15 protein-coding genes are annotated in these 19,297 nt (G+C 61.4%); 6 read left to right on the top strand and 9 right to left on the bottom strand.

The window, feature by feature from the left end; translation table 11 throughout:
- The first annotated feature begins 202 nt into the window (after nt 1-202).
- From KW846_RS09230 to KW846_RS09205, 6 genes are all read left to right on the top strand, one after another.
- On the top strand, nt 203-1,363 hold the full coding sequence (locus KW846_RS09230; protein WP_218482025.1) for an efflux RND transporter periplasmic adaptor subunit: 1,161 nt from the start codon (nt 203-205) through the stop codon (nt 1,361-1,363).
- Entirely contained in the window at nt 1,360-4,461 is a 3,102-nt protein-coding gene (locus KW846_RS09225; protein ID WP_218482024.1) for a multidrug efflux RND transporter permease subunit, read from the top strand. Before KW846_RS09230 ends, KW846_RS09225 begins: the two co-directional genes overlap by 4 nt.
- A gap of 9 nt (nt 4,462-4,470) precedes the next feature.
- Nucleotides 4,471-5,148: a heavy metal response regulator transcription factor gene (locus tag KW846_RS09220; RefSeq protein WP_218482023.1), complete on the top strand. Its 678-nt coding sequence runs from the start codon at nt 4,471-4,473 to the stop codon at nt 5,146-5,148.
- Complete coding sequence (locus KW846_RS09215; protein WP_218482022.1) at nt 5,138-6,502, top strand: heavy metal sensor histidine kinase; 1,365 nt, start codon at nt 5,138-5,140, stop codon at nt 6,500-6,502. The genes KW846_RS09220 and KW846_RS09215 overlap by 11 nt, the downstream gene beginning before the upstream one ends.
- 190 nt (nt 6,503-6,692) lie before the next feature.
- Nucleotides 6,693-6,917 (top strand): hypothetical protein, encoded by a 225-nt coding sequence (locus KW846_RS09210; protein WP_218482210.1) that lies wholly within the window; start codon nt 6,693-6,695, stop codon nt 6,915-6,917.
- A 247-nt stretch (nt 6,918-7,164) separates the two neighbouring features.
- Complete coding sequence (locus KW846_RS09205) at nt 7,165-8,667, top strand: sensor domain-containing diguanylate cyclase (RefSeq protein ID WP_218482021.1); 1,503 nt, start codon at nt 7,165-7,167, stop codon at nt 8,665-8,667.
- A 133-nt stretch (nt 8,668-8,800) separates the two neighbouring features.
- Here the strand turns inward: KW846_RS09205 and lpxC are convergent, their stop codons facing one another.
- The 9 genes from lpxC to murD all read right to left on the bottom strand — a co-directional run bounded on the left by lpxC (nt 8,801) and on the right by murD (nt 19,291).
- Nucleotides 8,801-9,712 carry a UDP-3-O-acyl-N-acetylglucosamine deacetylase gene (gene lpxC / locus KW846_RS09200; RefSeq protein ID WP_007939852.1) on the bottom strand — a complete coding sequence of 304 codons (912 nt, stop codon included), beginning with the start codon at nt 9,710-9,712 and terminating at the stop codon, nt 8,801-8,803.
- 112 nt (nt 9,713-9,824) lie between these two features.
- Entirely contained in the window at nt 9,825-11,018 is a 1,194-nt protein-coding gene (ftsZ, locus tag KW846_RS09195; RefSeq protein ID WP_007972612.1) for a cell division protein FtsZ, read from the bottom strand.
- A 73-nt stretch (nt 11,019-11,091) separates the two neighbouring features.
- On the bottom strand, nt 11,092-12,351 hold the full coding sequence (gene ftsA / locus KW846_RS09190) for a cell division protein FtsA (protein ID WP_007972611.1): 1,260 nt from the start codon (nt 12,349-12,351) through the stop codon (nt 11,092-11,094).
- Nucleotides 12,352-12,366: 15 nt separating this feature from the next.
- Nucleotides 12,367-13,233: a cell division protein FtsQ/DivIB gene (locus KW846_RS09185; protein WP_104449356.1), complete on the bottom strand. Its 867-nt coding sequence runs from the start codon at nt 13,231-13,233 to the stop codon at nt 12,367-12,369.
- Between the two features lie 4 nt (nt 13,234-13,237).
- Nucleotides 13,238-14,221 (bottom strand): D-alanine--D-alanine ligase, encoded by a 984-nt coding sequence (locus KW846_RS09180; protein WP_218482020.1) that lies wholly within the window; start codon nt 14,219-14,221, stop codon nt 13,238-13,240.
- Nucleotides 14,218-15,678 carry a UDP-N-acetylmuramate--L-alanine ligase gene (gene murC, locus KW846_RS09175; protein ID WP_057713364.1) on the bottom strand — a complete coding sequence of 487 codons (1,461 nt, stop codon included), beginning with the start codon at nt 15,676-15,678 and terminating at the stop codon, nt 14,218-14,220. Before murC ends, KW846_RS09180 begins: the two co-directional genes overlap by 4 nt.
- Nucleotides 15,671-16,741 (bottom strand): undecaprenyldiphospho-muramoylpentapeptide beta-N-acetylglucosaminyltransferase, encoded by a 1,071-nt coding sequence (gene murG, locus KW846_RS09170; RefSeq protein ID WP_116581184.1) that lies wholly within the window; start codon nt 16,739-16,741, stop codon nt 15,671-15,673. Before murG ends, murC begins: the two co-directional genes overlap by 8 nt.
- Entirely contained in the window at nt 16,731-17,948 is a 1,218-nt protein-coding gene (gene ftsW / locus KW846_RS09165) for a putative lipid II flippase FtsW (RefSeq protein WP_095965532.1), read from the bottom strand. The genes murG and ftsW overlap by 11 nt, the downstream gene beginning before the upstream one ends.
- Nucleotides 17,945-19,291 (bottom strand): UDP-N-acetylmuramoyl-L-alanine--D-glutamate ligase, encoded by a 1,347-nt coding sequence (murD, locus tag KW846_RS09160; RefSeq protein WP_218482019.1) that lies wholly within the window; start codon nt 19,289-19,291, stop codon nt 17,945-17,947. The genes ftsW and murD overlap by 4 nt, the downstream gene beginning before the upstream one ends.
- Nucleotides 19,292-19,297: the final 6 nt, after the last annotated feature.

The raw sequence follows: 19,297 nt of genomic DNA, 5'->3' as shown, positions 1-19,297 counted from the left end.
ATCGCAGCCTGCGGCAGCTCCTACAGGGGGAGTGCGTTTAGGTTTACACCTGTTTCACCCCAAAGCCAGGTCGGCCCAGAAGCCGCCAAGACCAAACCAAACTGACAGCGCCGTCAGTTAGCCGTCACCCTCCTGACCGCCAAACAGGTTTATAAAGGAAACTACCCTTCGACCAAAAAACCAGCCCCGGCGCCCCACTCGCATGCGAACCCAGAAAAAACCCGCCCTGCTCGTCGCCCTTCTGATCGTCCTGGCAGCGCTGGGCCTGTGGTACGCCACCAAACCGGTCAAGACAAAACTCGCCCCCCCCACCGCCATCCCGGTGCGCGTGGTCGCCGTCGCCGAAAAAGACGTGCCACGCTACGTCAGCGGCATCGGTTCGGTGCTGTCCCTGCACAGCGTCGTGGTCCGCCCGCAAATCGACGGCATCCTCACCAAAATCATGGTCAAGGAAGGCCAACTGGTGAAAAAAGACGACCTGCTGGCCACCATCGACGACCGCTCGATCCGCGCCAGCCTCGACCAGGCCCGGGCACAGCTGGGCGAAAGCCAGGCGCAGCTGCAAGTGGCGCTGGTCAACCTTAAACGCTACAAACTGCTGAGTGTTGACGACGGCGTTTCCAAGCAGACCTACGACCAGCAACAGGCGCTGGTGAACCAACTCAAAGCCACCGCCCAAGGCAATCAGGCTTCAATCGACGCAGCTCAGGTACAACTTTCCTACACACAGATTCGCTCCCCAGTGACCGGTCGCGTCGGCATTCGCACCGTGGATGAAGGCAACTTCCTGCGCATGACCGACACCCAGGGCCTGTTCACCGTGACCCAGATCGACCCGATCGCCGTGGAGTTCTCCCTGCCACAGCAAATGCTGCCGACCTTGCAAGGCCTGATCAACGACCCACAGCACGCCCGGGTCAAGGCCTACATCGGAGCTGACACCGACGGCGAAACCGGCAACCTGCTCGGCGAAGGTCACCTGACCCTGATCGACAACCAGATCAATGCCAACACTGGCACCATCCGCGCCAAGGCCGAGTTCGACAATCCGGGGCAGAAGCTGTGGCCGGGTCTGCTGGTGACGGTAAAGATTCAGACAGCCCTGGATAAAGATGCACTGGTGGTGCCGCCGACAGTCGTACAACGCGGTCTGGACCAACACTTCGTGTACCGGGTCAATGGCGACAAGGTCGAAGCCGTGCAGGTGCAAATGGTCTATCAAGGCAGCGGCCAGGACATCATCAAGGGCGTGAAACCGGGTGATGTACTGGTCAGCGATGGTCAGTCGCGGCTCAAACCGGGGTCGACGGTGCAGGTGATGACCGAGCCGGCGCAAGTGGTGCAATCGGAGGCCGCACAATGAAGGGCCATGGTTCGATATCCGCCTGGTGCATCGACCACCCGGTGGCCACGGTCCTGCTGACGTTCGCCCTGGTGCTGCTGGGCGTCATCGCGTTTCCGCGCCTGCCGGTAGCGCCGTTGCCGGAGGCAGAATTCCCGACCATCCAGGTGGCCGCGCAATTGCCCGGCGCCAGCCCGGAAACCATGGCGTCCTCGGTGGCCACGCCCCTTGAAGTGCAATTCAGTGCCATTCCCGGCGTGACCCAGATGACCTCGAGCAGTGCACTGGGCTCGACCAACCTGACCCTGCAATTCACCCTCGACAAGAGCATCGACACCGCCGCCCAGGAAGTGCAGGCGGCGATCAATACGGCCGCGGGCAAGCTGCCCAAGGACATGCCGAACCTGCCGACCTGGCGCAAGGTCAACCCGGCCGACAGCCCGGTGCTGATCCTCAGCGTCAACTCCTCGCTAATGCCCGGTCCGGAGCTCAGCGACCTGACGGAAACCCTGTTGTCCCGTCAGCTGAGTCAGGTCGACGGTGTAGGCCAGGTCGCCATCACCGGTCAGCAGCGTCCGGCGATCCGCGTCCAGGTTTCGGCAGACAAACTCGCCGCCATCGGCCTGACCCTCGCCGACATCCGCCTGGCGATCCAGCAGACCAGCCTCAACCTGGCCAAGGGTGCGCTGTACGGGGAGTCGAACATCTCGACCCTGTCCACCAACGACCAGTTGTTTCACCCGGAGGACTACAGCCAGCTGATTGTTTCCTACAAGGACGGCGCGCCGGTTCATCTGCGCGATGTCGCCAAAGTCGTCAACGGTTCGGAAGATGCCTACGTCCAGGCCTGGGCGGGCTCGCAACCGGGGGTGAACCTGGTGATTTTCCGCCAACCGGGGGCCAACATCGTCGAAACCGTGGACCGCATCCAGGCCGCCTTGCCGGCGCTGGAAGCGATGCTCCCGGCCTCGGTGCAGGTCAAGGTGCTGATCGACCGGACCCAGACCATTCGCGCGTCCCTGCATGAAGTGGAAATCACCCTGCTGATCGCGATCATGCTGGTGGTGGCAGTGATGGCCCTGTTCCTGCGCCAGTTGTCGGCGACCCTGATCGTGTCGGCGGTGCTGGGGGTTTCGCTGGTCGCCAGTTTTGCGCTGATGTACGTCATGGGCTTCAGCCTGAATAACCTGACGCTGGTGGCGATCGTGGTGGCCGTGGGCTTTGTGGTCGACGATGCGATCGTGGTGGTGGAAAACATTCACCGGCACCTGGAGGCCGGCGACAGCATGCGCGAAGCGGCGATCAAGGGCGCGGGCGAGATTGGTTTCACCGTGGTCTCGATCAGCTTTTCGCTGGTGGCAGCGTTCATTCCGTTGCTGTTCATGGGGGGCGTGGTCGGGCGACTGTTCAAGGAGTTCGCCCTGACCGCTACCTCGACCATCTTGATTTCGGTGGTGGTGTCGCTGACCCTGGCGCCAACCCTGGCCGCGCTGTTCATGCGCGCGCCGGTGCATCATGCCCACGACAAACCGGGCTTTGGTGAGCGTCTGTTGGCCTGGTACGAAAAAGGCCTGCGCCGCGCCCTCGCCCATCAGAAAACGATGATCGGCGTGTTCGCTTTGTCGCTGGGTCTGGCCGTCGCCGGTTACATCTTCATTCCTAAAGGCTTCTTCCCGATCCAGGACACCGGCTTCGTCCTCGGCACCACCGAAGCCGCTGCTGACATTTCCTACGGCGACATGGTGAAAAAACACCTCGCCATGGCGGAAATCGTCGCCGCCGACCCTGCCGTGGAAACGTTCTCGCACTCGGTCGGTGTCTCCGGCAGCAACCAGACCATCGCCAACGGCCGGTTCTGGATCACCCTGAAAAAACGCAGCGACCGCGATGTCTCGGCCAGTCAGTTCATTGACCGGATTCGTCCGCAACTGATGAAAGTGCCGGGCATCGTCCTCTACCTGCGCGCCGGCCAGGACATCAACCTCAGTTCCGGCCCGAGCCGTGCCCAGTATCAATATGTGCTCAAGAGCAACGATGGTCCGACCCTGAGCACCTGGACCCAGCGCCTCACGGAAAAACTGCGCGCCAACCCGGCCTTCCGCGATATTTCCAACGATTTGCAACTGGGCGGCAGCATCACCCACATCAGTATCGATCGCAGCGCCGCGGCGCGTTTCGGCCTGACCGCCAGCGACGTCGACGAAGCCCTGTACGATGCCTTCGGCCAGCGCCAGATCAATGAATTCCAGACCCAGGTCAACCAGTACAACGTGATCCTGGAGCTGGACACCCAGCAACGCGGCAAGGCCGAAAGCCTCAACTATTTCTACCTGCGCTCGCCCCTGAGCGGGGAAATGGTACCGCTGTCGGCCCTGGCCAGGTTCGATGCGCCCACCATCGGCCCACTGTCCATCGCCCATGACGGCATGTTCCCGGCCGCCAACCTGTCGTTCAACCTGGCGCCCGGCGTAGCGTTGGGCGATGCGGTGATCATGCTCGACCAGGCCAAGGCCGACATCGGCATGCCAACCGCCATCAGCGGTAATTTCCAGGGCGCGGCCCAGGCGTTCCAGAGTTCGCTGGCCAGCCAGCCGTGGCTGATCCTGGCGGCGCTGGTAGCGGTGTACATCATTCTCGGCGTGCTCTACGAGAGCTTCGTGCACCCGCTGACGATCATTTCGACCTTGCCTTCGGCGGGCCTCGGCGCAGTGATCATGCTGTGGATCTGCGGTCAGGACTTTTCGATCATGGCCTTGATCGGCCTGGTGCTGCTGATCGGTATCGTCAAGAAAAACGGCATCCTGATGATCGACTTCGCCCTCGAAGCGCAGCGCAATGGCGGACTGTCGCCTGAGGAAGCGATCTTCAAGGCCTGCATCACGCGGTTCCGGCCGATCATCATGACCACCCTCGCCGCCCTGCTTGGCGCCCTGCCACTGATGCTCGGCTATGGCACCGGCGCCGAGTTGCGCCAACCCCTGGGGATCGCGGTAGTCGGCGGTTTGCTGGTGAGCCAGGCGCTGACGCTGTTCACCACGCCGGTCATATACTTGTGGCTGGAGCGGTTATTTCATAGGCCAAAACCTTTGCCAGTACCGGCGCTGGCGACCACAGACTGAGGCGGGGTCATGCGCGTCCTGATTATCGAAGACGAAGAAAAAACCGCGGACTATCTGCACCGTGGCCTGACGGAACAGGGTTACACCGTGGACCTGGCGCGGGAAGGGGTCGAAGGCCTGCATCTGGCGCTGGAGAGCGACTACGCGGTGATCGTCCTCGACGTGATGTTGCCGGGCCTCGACGGCTTCGGCGTGTTGCGCGCCTTGCGTGCGCGCAAGCAGACCCCGGTGATCATGCTCACCGCCCGCGAACGTGTGGAAGATCGCATCAGGGGCTTGCGTGACGGCGCCGATGATTACCTGGGCAAACCGTTTTCCTTCCTTGAGCTGGTGGCACGCCTGCAAGCGCTGACACGGCGCAGCGGCGGTCATGAACCGGTGCAAGTGAGCATCGCCGACCTGTGGATAGATTTGATCAGCCGCAAGGCGACCCGGGGTGGCGCACGGCTGGACCTGACCGCCAAGGAGTTCTCGCTGCTCAGCGTATTGGCGCGCCGCCAAGGTGAAATCCTCTCGAAAACCGCCATTGCCGAGATGGTCTGGGACATCAATTTCGACAGCGACGCCAACGTCGTCGAAGTCGCGATCAAACGCCTGCGGGCCAAGCTCGACGGCCCGTTCGAAGAGAAACTGCTGCACACCATTCGCGGCATGGGTTATGTGCTGGAGAGCCGTGGTGTCCAGTAACAGCATCGCCTTGCGCCTGAGCGGGATGTTCACACTGGTGGCGCTGCTGGTGTTCCTGTTGATCGGCTGGGCCTTGTACCAGCAGGTCGACAAAGGCCTGGGCCTGTTGCCCGAAGCCGAGTTGGATGCGCGCTACAGCGTGCTCGAATCCACGGTCGGCCGTTACGGCACGCCTGAGCATTGGGTGAAGATCAACAACAAGCTCAACCTGCTGAGCGAAGAAGACAAGCGCATCAGCTTCTGGATCATCAGCGGCGATCCGCATTACGAATACGGCAACCTGACCCCGCAGATCCGCACCTTTGCCCAAGGGTCACTGGGCATGCGCGACATGCACCTGCCGGATCACCCCTATCCGCTGAAAGTGCTGGTCAGCGAATTCCCGGCCAAGGACCAGCGCCCACCGCTGCGCTTCATGATCGCCATCGACACCGAGACGTTTTTCCAGACCCAGCATCAACTGTTGATTGCGCTGATCAGCCTGGCGATTGTCGGCGTGCTGCTGGCCTCGGCACTGGGTTACTGGGTGGCGCGGATCGGCCTCAAGCCGCTGATCAAACTGTCCCAGGAAGCCCGGCGCCTGGCTCCGCCGTTGCGCTCAGGGCGCTTGCGATTGTCACCGTTGCCGCCGGAACTCGATCAGTTCGTCAGCTCGTTCAACTCGACCCTGGAACGGGTCGAGCAGGCTTACTCACGCCTTGAATCGTTCAATGCCGACGTCGCCCATGAACTGCGCTCGCCATTGACCAACCTGATCGGCCAGACCCAGGTCGCCTTGACCCGCGGACGCTCCGCCGAGCATTACTTCGAAGTGCTGCAATCGAATCTCGAAGAGCTTGAGCGGCTGCGTTCGATCATCAACGACATGCTGTTCCTGGCCAGTGCCGATCAGGGCAGCAAGGCAACCAGACTGACGTCGACGTCACTGGCCGATGAGGTGGCCACGACCCTGGAATACCTGGACTTCATTCTCGAGGACGCTCAGGTCCAGGTAGAGGTCAGTGGTGACGCGCAGGTGAGCATCGAGATCGCCCATCTGCGCAGGGCCTTGATCAATCTGCTGAACAACGCGGTACAGCACACCGCGCCCGGTCAGGTGATTGAAGTACACATTGAAGCCGCAGAACATCAGGTCAGCATCGGCGTCGCCAACCCCGGCTCGCCGATTGCCCACGAACACCTGCCACGGCTGTTCGAGCGTTTCTACCGGGTAGATGCCTCGCGCAGCAACAGCGGCCACAACCATGGCCTTGGGCTGGCCATCGTCAAGGCGATTGCGTTGATGCATGGCGGCGATGTGTTCGTGCGCAGTGACCACGGGATGAATACCTTTGGCATACACCTTCCTGTCTGAAGAACAAAAAAGATCGCAGCCTGCGGCAGCTCCTACATTGGAATGCATTCCCCCTGTAGGAGCTGCCGCAGGCTGCGATCTTTGCTCTTGCTGTAACAGTCCTTTCATGAATCCGCTCTTTTTCCCCTCGCCCAAGATCCTTATCTTTGCCCGCACCAAACAGCACTTGCCAAGCAAGAAGGTTTTAAAGATGTCCAACAGTATGGGTATTGCCAGCGCTTTCGTTTTGTCCTCTTTGTTCCTGTCGCCATTAGCGATAGCGGAAGAATCGCAGACTTTCGTCGCACATAACGCCGCACGCGCTGCAGCGTTCCAAGAGCAGCAGATCGAGATGACGGCCAAGGCTGCGCAAGACGCCCAAGCCCCGCAAGCCTCGACCACACAGGCGCTGCCACAGGTCGAAAAGGACAGCTGATCTGCACCGCTTACTCCTGCTTCCCACGACACTTTTCATCGGCTCTTCCCTTTGAAAAGTTGTCTGCAAAGCCGCTGCTTTCAGCGGCTTTTTTTATCGCGGCGAGTCAACTTTCATTGCAATTTTCGCAACGACAAACGCTGACGCCCACATCATTGATCAATCGTTAGAGCAACTAGCACGATTCACCCGGCTGCGACGCTAATGCAACTACGCTTACAGCGTCCCTTTAGCAGACGTCAGCCCTATGACCGCAAGCCGAACCCCACATTTTCAAGGCCCGTCCGGGCGACCCGAGATCATGGTGATCTTTGGCAGCACCCTGACGGTCATCTCGATCCTGTGCATCGTCACTTTTCTGCTGATCCGCGAACACGCCAACGCCCAGCAGACCGCCACACGCAGCGCGACCACCATTGCGCAACTGATCGATGCCGATGTCCTGCGTACGGTCGAGCTCTATGACCTGACCTTGCAGGGCCTGATCGCCGCCGCCCAACGGGACGACCTGAAACAGGTTTCGCCGCAGATTCGTCATCTGGCGCTGTTCGACCGCTCCACCACCGCGCGCTACAAGGGCGACATCCTGCTGCTGGACAAACACGGCGACGTGCTGGCCGACTCATCGTTGATCGAACCGAAACCGGGTAACTTCGCTGACCGCGATTATTTCCTGGCCCATGTCTTCAATCGTGACACCGGCATGTTTATCAGCCGACCGTTCAAGCCGCGCTGCGACTGCGATGACAGCGACCAATGGCGCATCAGTTTCAGCCGGCGTATTTCCTCGCCCACGGGTGAGTTTCTGGGTGTCGCGGTCGCCTCGATGCGCATGAGCTACTTCGACCAGTTGTTCAACAGCCTCGACATCGGCACCGGCAGCACGCTGGGCATCATCGACAATGACGGGATCCTCCTGGCGCAGAAGCCGTACCGGGAACCCAACTCCATCGGCAAAAGCTTCTCCAGCCGCCCCAACGTCGTACGCATGCTGCAGGAGCGCAATGGCACCTTCGAAAGCGTGTCGAGCGTCGACCATCAACGGCGCTTGTACACCTTTACCCGGGTCGGCAACCTGCCGCTGACTGTCATCGTGGCGCTTTCTGTGGATGAGGTGTTCGCCACCTGGAACCGTACGGCCTATGTGATCAGCGGTGCTACCGGGGTTTTGTGCATCGGTTTGCTGTGGTTGACCTGGCTGCTCTGCCGCGAGTTGCGCCTGCGCCAGAATGCCGAGCAGGAATTGTCGCAACTGGCGGCCACCGATGCCTTGACCGGCGTGGCCAACCGCCGATCCCTTGATCAGACCCTGCGCCATGAATGGTTTCGCGCGCAGAGGAGTGGCAAGCCGTTGTCGTTGCTGATGATCGATGCCGATCACTTCAAGGCCTTCAATGACCGGCACGGACATCAGGCCGGCGACGAAGCGTTACGGGCATTGGCCGAAGTCATCAGCGCCAATGTCCACCGCCCCACAGACCTGGTGGCGCGCTACGGGGGCGAAGAGTTTTCGGTGATCCTGGCCGAAACAAGCAGTGACGGTGCACGGCAGATTGCCGAACATATTCGTGAGGCTGCGCAAAAACTGCCACTGGTCGACGCCGGTGAGCAACCGATGAGCGTGAGCATCGGTATTGCCACCTGGACGGCGGCCAGCGAAATCACCCTGGAACAGTTGCTGTTCAGCGCGGACAAGGCGCTGTATCAGGCCAAGGAGAGGGGGCGTAACCGGGTTGTTTGTGCTGCCTGAAACAGATCGCAGCCCGCATTTGGAATGCATTTCCCTGTAGGAGCTGCCGCAGGCTGCGATCTTTGCACTTTTCGGCTGGCATAAAAAAAGGCCACCCGAAGGTAGCCTTTAAAAAACTAGAGAGGTTTTTTGCTTACACGGCCGCAACCGGGCGCATGTAAGAGATCGGTGCAGTGCTGGCGTCTTCGAACGTCACGACTTCCCAGGCATCTGTCTGCTCAATCAACTTGCGCAGCAGCTGGTTGTTCAGTGCGTGGCCGGACTTGAAGCCCTTGAACTCACCAATCAGGCTATTGCCCAGCAGGTAGAGGTCACCAATTGCATCGAGAATCTTGTGCTTCACGAATTCGTCTTCATAACGAAGGCCGTCTTCGTTCAGTACGCCATCGGCGTCGACCACAATAGCGTTTTCAACACTCCCGCCGAGTGCGAGGTTGTGCTTGCGCAGGTACTCGATGTCACTCATGAAACCAAAGGTACGGGCGCGGCTGACTTCTTTTACGAACGAAGTGCTGGAAAAATCCACGCTTGCACTTTGGGTGCGGTCACGGAAAACCGGGTGATCGAAATCGATCTCGAAGCTCACTTTGAACCCTTCGAAAGGGACGAAAGTAGCGCGCTTGTCGCCATCTTCCACTGTCACTTCACGCAGGATGCGGATGAACTTCTTGGCGGCGTCCTGTTCTTCCAGGCCAGCCGATTGAATCAGGAATACGAAAGGTCCGGCGCTACCATCCATGATCGGGACTTCGGACGCGGAGAGCTCGACGTAGGCGTTATCGATGCCCAGGCCTGCCATGGCCGAGAGCAAGTGCTCTACCGTGTCCACTTTGACGTCACCATTAACGAGCGTGGTCGACATAGTGGTTTCACCGACGTTTTCCGCGCGGGCAGGAATCTGCACCACGGGATCGAGGTCGGCGCGACAAAACACAATGCCAGTGTCGACAGGCGCTGGCTTGAGGGTCAGATAGACCTTCTCCCCGGAGTGCAGGCCGACACCTGTGGCACGGATAATATTCTTCAGGGTGCGTTGTTTAATCATGGCATGGGCCGCTTCAGCGCAAATTGCGAACTGGTATCAACAAAGGCTGGCGATGATAGCAGACCACGCCTTTGCTGAACACCAATCACCTTCATAGCCCTGATACATTTCATCAATCGGCCTGACGACGCAGGAAAGCCGGGATGTCCAGGTAGTCCAGGTCATCTTGCGGATTCATCTTCGCGGCAGTCGCAGCACCGGCCTGAGCCTGGTTGCGCATGACGGTCGGACGGTCCAGGTCACGGTAGTTCACCGCTGGAGCTTCCTGACGAACAGGGGCCTGTTGTTGTGGCTGTGCAGCCATCGAAGTGTGAACAGTATTGTCGATGACCTTCACAGGCTTCTCGATTTTAGCGCCCAGACCGGTTGCAACTACAGTCACGTGCAGCTCGTCGCGCATGTCCGGATCGATAACGGTGCCGACCTTGACCATCGCGTGTTCGGAAGCGAACGCCTCGATGATGCTACCCACGTCGGAGTATTCGCCCAGGGACAGATCCGGACCGGCGGTAATGTTCACCAGGATACCGCGAGCGCCTTGCAGGTTCACGTCTTCCAGCAGCGGGTTGCGAATGGCCGCTTCGGTGGCCTCGCGTGCACGGTTCGGACCGCTGGCGCAGCCAGTGCCCATCATCGCCATGCCCATTTCGCTCATCACGGTACGCACGTCGGCGAAGTCGACGTTGATCATGCCCGGACGCTTGATGATGTCGGAGATACCGCGAACGGCACCCGCCAGTACATCGTCAGCCTTGGCGAAAGCCGACAGCAGGCTGGCGTCTTTACCGAGGATGGTCAGCAGCTTCTCGTTGGGAATGGTGATCAACGAGTCGACGCTTTCGGAGAGCATGCGGATGCCTTCGTCGGCGATCTGCATACGCTTGCGGCCTTCGAACGGGAACGGACGGGTCACCACCGCAACGGTGAGGATGCCCATTTCCTTGGCCACTTCGGCGATGATCGGCGCAGCACCGGTACCGGTACCGCCGCCCATGCCAGTGGTGATGAACACCATGTTGGTGCCCTGCAGGACTTCGGCAATGCGCTCACGGTCTTCCAGAGCGGCTTGACGACCGACTTCAGGGTTGGCGCCAGCGCCCAGGCCCTTGGTCACACCGGTGCCCAGTTGCAGGATGGTACGCGCGCCGATGTTTTTCAGCGCTTGAGCATCGGTGTTGGCGCAGATGAACTCGACGCCTTCGATGTTGCTCTTGACCATGTGGTTGACAGCGTTGCCGCCGCCACCGCCGACACCGATAACTTTGATTACCGGGCTTGCGGGGATGTTGTCTACAAGTTCGAACATTTTCCCTCTCCTTTACATTCTCTAGTTTTTTCGCCTACTGCGTGCTTCGGTGTAACGGTGTTGCGGTAAATCTTCAGAAATTGCCCTGGACCCACTTCTTCAGGCGGTCCAGCAGCGGAGCCTGTGGCTCTTCGTTGCTGTAGCTGTCGCGGCTGCCGATGCCCGAGAACGAGATGCCGTCGGACTGCTTCTGCAGGCCGTACATCAACAGGCCGACGCCGGTGGAATAGATCGGATTGCGGACCACGTCATCCAGACCTTTCACGCCATGCGGCACGCCCAGGCGCACCGGCATGTGGAAGATTTCCTCGGCCAGTTCAGTGGCACCTTCCATCTTCGCGGTACCGCCGGTCAGCACGATGCCGGCCGGGATCAGGTCTTCGTAGCCGCTGCGGCGCAGTTCGGCCTGGATCAGCGTGAACAGTTCGTCGTAACGCGGCTCGACCACTTCGGCCAGGGCCTGGCGGGACAGTTCGCGTGGCGGACGGTCGCCAACGCTTGGCACCTTGATGGTTTCACCGGCACCGGCCAGTTTGGCCAGGGCGCAGGCGTAGCGAATCTTGATTTCTTCGGCGTACTGGGTCGGAGTGCGCAACGCCATCGCGATGTCGTTGGTCACCTGGTCGCCGGCAATCGGGATGACGGCGGTGTGACGGATCGCACCCTCGGTGAAGATCGCGATGTCGGTGGTACCGCCACCGATGTCCACCAGGCACACGCCCAGTTCTTTCTCGTCATCGGTCAGTACCGAATACGCGGAAGCCAGCTGCTCGAGAATGATGTCGTCGATTTCCAGGCCGCAGCGACGCACGCATTTTTCAATGTTCTGCGCGGCATTGACGGCGCAGGTGACCACGTGGACCTTGGCTTCCAGACGCACGCCGGACATGCCCAGCGGCTCGCGGACGCCTTCCTGGTTATCGATCACGTAGTCTTGCGGCAAGGTATGCAGCACGCGCTGGTCAGCCGGGATCGCCACGGCCTGGGCAGCGTCGAGCACGCGCTCGAGGTCGGCCGAGCTGACTTCGCGATCACGGATCGCCACGATGCCGTGGGAGTTCAGGCTGCGGATGTGATTGCCGGCCACGCCAACGAATGCCGAGTGAATGCGGCAACCGGCCATCAACTGCGCTTCTTCGATGGCGCGCTGGATCGATTGCACGGTGGATTCGATATTCACCACCACGCCTTTTTTCAGGCCACGGGACGGATGGGTACCGATCCCGACGATTTCCAGCGTGCCGTCGTCCGCGACCTCGCCTACCAGCGCCACCACCTTGGAGGTGCCGATATCGAGACCGACGATCATTTTGCCGCTTTGCACGTTTGCCATGGGTCCTGCCTCTTCTTAATTCTTCGCGACAGCGGGTTGGGCTGCCGTGGGCGCTACAGGTTCCCGCCAGCCAACAGCGAGGCCGTTGGCGTAGCGCAGATCGATGCGCGCAATGTTCGTAATCTGTTCTTTGAGCGTCTTGTCATAGATGGCGATGAAGCGGCGCATCTTTTCCACCAGGTTGCCGCGTCCGAGCAGCAGTTCGATCCCCGGGCCGGCACTGCCGGGTCCGGTGGTCAGGAACCAGCTGCCGCGTTCACGCAACTCCAGGCGCGCAATCGAGAAGCCCAGAGGCCGGAGCATCTGACTCAACACCTGGTACTGCTGCATCACCTGCTGCTGGGCCCGCTGTGGGCCGAACAGTTGAGGCAAGTGTTCGTAGTTCGCCAGCTCGCGCGGGGTGAAGGCCTGGCCCTGGTTGTTCAACAGCGATTCGTCACCCCAACGGGCCACCGGCAGTTGTTCTTCCAGGCGGATCACCACTTGATCCGGCCACACCCGACGCACTTCGGCGTGGGCAATCCATGGCATCGTTTCAAGCTCGGTGCGCATGCTCTCCAGGTCGATGGTGAAGAAGCTCGACGCCACGTACGGGGCGATTCGCTGCTGCACCGCTTGCTGGCTGATATAACTCAGGTCGCCCTGCACATTGATTTTGGTGATCGGCCGGTCGGCATACGGCAGCAAGCGTGTCGCGCCTTCGTAAGTACCGAACCCCAAGGCCACCAGCAGCACCGGCCAGAACAACGCTTTGAGAAAACCGAAGTTGGCTTTCGGCAGGCGCGCGGACATCGGCTCTTTGGCCACCATTCGGCTGGCACCCCGTGGCACCGGCTTGCGGCCGGGTGCGGGAGGCTGATGTCTGAGCTGAGCGCCTTGCATGGCCTTAACCTCTCGTCGACTCTTGGTGACCAGCAGCATTGCCGGCAACGCTCTCGGCCAGAATGGCCAGGACCAGTTGCTGGAAATCCAGACCGGCAGCACGGGCCGCCATCGGCACCAGGCTGTGATCGGTCATGCCCGGTGCGGTGTTGACTTCCAGGAACCAGAACTGCCCTTCGGCGTCCTGCATCACGTCTGCCCTGCCCCAACCGGCGATACCTAGCGCTTCACAGGCTTTCGCCGTGAGGTCCATGAGTTCCTGTTCCTTGACGCTGTCCAGACCGCATGGAATGCGGTACTGGGTATCGTTGGCGATGTACTTGGCGTCGTAGTCGTAGAAGCTGTGCGTCGTGCCCAGGGCAATCGGAGGCAACACCTGGTCACGCAGGGTTGCGATGGTGAACTCCGGACCGTGAATCCATTGCTCGACCAACACTTGCGAATCGTAGGTACTGGCCGCTTTCCATGCGTCGATCAATTCGGACGCGGAACTCACTTTGGCCATACCGATACTTGAACCTTCATGGGCCGGTTTGACGATCAAAGGGAAGCCCAGTTCCGTCGCTGCCGAAATACAATCGGCTTCGCTGCAAAGAACTGCGTGACGCGGCGTCGGAATGCCCAGGCTGTGCCAGACCTGCTTGGTGCGCAGTTTGTCCATGGCCAGGGCCGACGCCAGGATGCCGCTGCCGGTGTACGGAATGCCCAGGCATTCGAGCAGGCCCTGCATGCTGCCGTCTTCACCGCCACGACCGTGGAGGATGATGAAGGCGCGGTCGATCTTTTCATTGAGCAGACGCTGCAGCAGGTCATCACCCACGTCGAGGCCGAACGCGTCGACACCGGCGCTAAGCAGCGCGTCGAGAACCGCGTTGCCCGACTTCAGGGACACCTCGCGCTCGGCACTCTTGCCGCCGAACAGCACGGCGACGCGGCCGAAGTCTTTCGGCGCGATCGTGGAGAACAGGTTGGCGTAGGCAGCAGTCATTTCAACTTCCCCTTCTCCGGTGCGGCAACGGCCCCGGCGAACAACTCGCTTTTCAACAGTTTTGGTGCGAGACCGCCAATATCACCGGCGCCCTGGCACAGCAGGATGTCGCCGGCACGCAGCAGCGGCTTGACCACTGGGGCGAGGTCGACACCACGCTCGATGTAGATCGGGTCGAGCTGGCCACGCTGACGGATGCTGTTGCACAGTTTGCGGCTGTCGGCTCCCGGAATCGGCTCTTCGCCGGCCGGATAGACTTCCATCAGCAGCAGCACGTTGGCGTCGGCCAGTACATTGACGAAATCGTCGTACAGGTCACGGGTGCGGCTGTAGCGGTGCGGCTGGTAGACCATCACCAGGCGGCGCTCCGGCCAGCCACCACGTACGGCCTTGATCACGGCCGCGACTTCGGTCGGGTGGTGACCGTAGTCGTCGACAAGCATCACGTTGCCGCCGTCCACCGGCAGTTCACCGTAGACCTGGAAGCGTCGGCCAACACCCTGGAAGCCGGACAGGCCCTGGACGATGGCTTCATCGCTGACGCCTTCGTCGGTAGCGATGCAGATGGTTGCCAGCGAGTTCAATACGTTGTGGTTGCCCGGCATGTTCACCGACACATCCAGCGGCTCGCGGTCAGGGCGCAGCACGGTGAAGAAAGTCTGCATGCCTTGCTGGCGCACATTGATGGCGCGCACGTCGCAGTCTTCGCCGAAGCCGTAGGTCACGGTCGGACGCTTGACCTGCGGAAGGATCTCACGCACCACCGGGTCGTCCAGGCACACCACCGCCAGGCCGTAGAACGGCAGGTTGTGCAGGAACTCGACGAAGGTTTTCTTCAGCTTGTTGAAGTCACCGTCGTAGGTCGCCATGTGGTCGGCGTCGATGTTGGTGACCACGGCCACCAGCGGCTGCAGGTGCAGGAAGCTGGCGTCGCTTTCGTCGGCCTCGGCGATCAGGTAGCGGCTGGTGCCAAGCTGGGCATTGGTGCCCGCGGCATTCAGGCGGCCACCGATGACGAACGTCGGGTCCAGGCCACCGGCGGCGAACACCGAGGCGATCAGGCTGGTGGTGGTGGTTTTGCCGTGGGTACCGGCAACGGCGATACCGTGGCGATAACGCATCAGCTCGGCCAGCATCTCGGCACGCGGCACCACCGGAATTCGGCGTTCCAGTGCGGTCGCGACTTCCGGGTTGGAGGTGTTCACGGCACTCGACACCACCAGCACGTCGGCGGCAGCGGCGTTCTCGGCACGGTGGCCGATGAAGATCTGCGCGCCGAAGGACTCCAGGCGTTCGGTGACCGGCGAAGCTTTCAGGTCTGAACCGGATACGGCATATCCCAGGTTCAGCAACACTTCGGCGATCCCGCACATGCCCACACCGCCGATACCGACGAAGTGGATGCGACGGATGCGGCGCATTTCCGGTTGTGGCATGGCTTTCTGACTCTCAACCATGGGCCACCTCCAGGCAGCTATCGACGACGTTACGGGTGGCATCGGGTTTGGCGAGGCGGCGTGCCGCGGTAGCCATTTCGTTGAGTCGTTGTGGTTGCATCAGGACCTCTGTCAGGCGTGCGGCAAGATCCGCTGCGCCAGTCGTTCTTTGTGGCATCAGGAAGGCTGCGCCTTCACGGGCCAAATATTCGGCGTTGCGGGTCTGGTGATCGTCGATGGCGTGGGGCAAAGGCACCAGCATCGAGGGCAGACCGGCGGCGGCCAGTTCACTGATGGTCAGCGCGCCTGCGCGACAGACCACCAGGTCGGCCCAGCTGTAGGCTTGGGCCATGTCTTTGATGAAGGGCTGCACCTGCGCCTCGACGCCAGCCGCGCGATAGCGCTCTGCAGTCACTTCATCGTGGTTTTTGCCGGCCTGATGGAACACTTCCGGGCGCAAATCGGCAGCGACTTGCGACAGGGCTTCAGGCAGCAACTTGTTCAACGGTTCTGCGCCCAGGCTTCCGCCCAGGATCAGCAAACGCGCCTTGCGACCGGCCAGGGCAGGTCGCGATGTCTCGAGGAACAGCTCGGTGCGCACCGGGTTACCGGTGGTCCGGCGGCTGTTCGACAGGGTAAAGGTGTCGGGGAACGCTTCACAGACTCGGGCGGCCAACGGCACCAGCAACCGATTGGCGGTACCGGCCACGGCGTTCTGTTCATGAACGATCACCGGCACGCCGGCCAGTTTGGCTGCGACACCGCCAGGACCGGTCACAAAGCCACCAAAGCCCACGACGCAGACCGGTTGCAGACGGCGAATGATCGCCCGTGCCTGCCAGACCGACTTGAACAACATGAACGGTGCCTTGAGCAGCGACAGCTTGCCCTTGCCCCGCAGACCGCTGGCGTTGATCCGGTGCAGCTCGATACCGGCGGCTGGCACCAGATCGTTCTCGATGCCACGCGGGGTGCCAAGCCAGTGCACGGTATAGCCGCGCGCCTGGAATTCGCGGGCACAGGCCAGCGCCGGGAACACGTGGCCACCGGTGCCGCCGGCCATGATCATCACGTTAGCGCCCATGGTGCGGCTCCTCGGCGAAGTCGCTCTCATGGAACTCCATCTCCTCGCTGCCCAAGTGGGTACGACTCTCCCACTCGATGCGCAGCAACAAGCCGAGACAGGCGCAGCAGATCACCAACGAACTGCCGCCGTAACTGAGGAACGGCAGGGTCAGGCCCTTGGTCGGCAACAGGCCGACGTTCACGCCGATGTTGATCAGGAACTGGCCGATCCACAGGAACGACAGACCGTAGGCAACATAGGCGGCGAAGAACTGCTTGGCCTTCTCGGCCCACAATCCGATGTACATACCGCGAATACACACGAAGACGAACAGTGCCACGGTGCACAGCGAACCCACCGCCCCCAGCTCTTCGGCCAGGACCGAGAACACGAAGTCAGTGTGGGCTTCCGGCAGGTAGAACTGTTTCTGCACACTGTTGCCCAGGCCAACGCCCAGCCATTCGCCGCGACCGAAAGCGATCAATGCCTGGGACAACTGATAACCGGCACCGAACTGGTCGGCCCACGGATCGGCGAAGTTGGTCAGACGCGCCATTCGATAGGGCTGCATTTGAATCAACAGCACCACCGCGCCGACGGCCAGCACCACCATCAGGGAAAAACGGAACAGCCCCACGCCGCCAAGGAACAACATCGCCGCCGCGGCCCCCATCATCACGACCGTGGCACCGAAGTCCGGCTCCATCAGCAGCAGACCCGCCATCGGCAACAGCACGATGAACGGCTTGAAGAAGCCCATCCAGCTTTCACGCACTTCTTTCTGGCGACGCACCAGATAACCGGCGAGGTAGATCACCACGAACACCTTGGCGATCTCGGAAGGCTGGACGTTGAAGAAACTGAAGCCGATCCAGCGCATCGAGCCGTTAACCTCGCGGCCGATCCCCGGAATGATCACCATGATCAGCAAGCCGAAAGCACCCAGCAACATCAGCCAGCCCAGGCGCTGCCAGGTGGCGATCGGGATCATCATGGTGACGATGCAGGCACCCAGGCCCAGCACCACGTAAATAAGGTGGCGGATCATGTAATACAGCGCGCTGCCCGACTGCACGGCCGCCACTTCGGTCGATGCCGAGGCAATCATGATCAGTCCCAGGCCGAGCAGCGTCAGGCAACCGGCGAGCATCGGGAAGTCGAGGTCGATACCGCGCCCGGTGATGAGCGGCGATGGATACGGCTTGATGATGCCTTTCAGGCTCATGCCAGATCCTCCACGGCTTGGACGAACTGGTGACCACGGTCTTCGTAGTTCTTGAACATGTCGAAGCTCGCGCAGGCTGGCGACAGCAGCACTACGTCGCCCGGCTGGGCGGCGGCGCGGCATCGTTCGACAGCTTCGACCAGGGAAGCGGCGCGGATCAGCGGAACGGCGTCGCCAATGGCCTCGCCGATCTTGTCGGAGTCGCGGCCCATCAGCACCACGGCGCGGCAGTTGGCCGCCACCGGATCGCGCAGTTCCTTGAACTCGGCACCCTTGCCGTCACCGCCGGCGATCAGCACGACCTTGCCGTCGATGTCCGCGCCCAGGCCTTCGATGGCGGCCAGCGCGGCACCGACGTTGGTGGCCTTGGAATCGTTGTAGTAGCCCACGCCGTCGAGGTCGCGAACCCATTGGCAGCGATGCTCGAGACCGGCGAAGGTGCGCAGGCTCGACAACATGGCATCGAACGGCAGGCCGACCGCATGGCCCAAGGCCAGGGCCGCCAAGGCGTTGGACTGGTTGTGGGCGCCACGAATCTTCAACTCACGCACCGGCATCAGGTTCTGGAATTCGAAGGCCAGGTATTTCTCGCCGTCTTCTTCACGGATGCCGAAGGCTTTGAAATCCGGTTTGCTCAGGCCGAAAGTCCAGCACGGCTGGCCTTCGCCCATCAACGGACGGCTCAGGGCATCCTGGCGATTGACCACGAACTGTCTGGCACCACGGAAGATCCGGTGCTTGGCCAGGTGATAGGCCGGCAGACCGCTGTAACGGTCCATGTGGTCTTCGCTGACGTTGAGCACGGTCGCCACTTCGGCGTTGAGTTGATCGGTGGTTTCCAGCTGGAAACTCGACAACTCCATCACGTACAGCTCGACGTCGTCGCGCAGCAGATCCAGCGCCGGTGTACCGAGGTTGCCGCCGACGGCCACACGCTTGCCCGCCGCCGCCGCCATTTCGCCGACCAGGGTGGTGACGGTGCTTTTCGCGTTGGAACCGCTGATGGCCACGATCGGCGCCTTCGCGTTACGCGCGAACAGCTCGATGTCACCGGACAATTTCACGCCACGGGCGGCGGCGGCCTGCAGGGCCGGGGTCGCCAGCGCCAGGCCGGGGCTCACGTAGAGTTCGTCGGCGCGGCACAGGAATTCGACGTCCAGCTCGCCACAACGCACTTCCACGTGCGGATAGTCACGCTTGAGCGTGGCCAGTTCCGGTGGATTTTCCCGCGTATCGGCCACGGCAAACGCCACGCCCCGGTTCGCCAGGAAGCGAACCAGGGACATGCCGCTCTTGCCGAGGCCGACAACGATGCGGAAGTGGTCAGAAGCGATCAGAGACACGAGTTT

The organism is Pseudomonas sp. PDM32 (assembly GCF_019219225.1).
Classification (GTDB): Bacteria; Pseudomonadota; Gammaproteobacteria; order Pseudomonadales; family Pseudomonadaceae; genus Aquipseudomonas; species Aquipseudomonas laurylsulfatiphila.
Note: the sequence above shows the minus strand (reverse complement) of the source record. Positions and strands in the feature narration are given on the sequence as shown.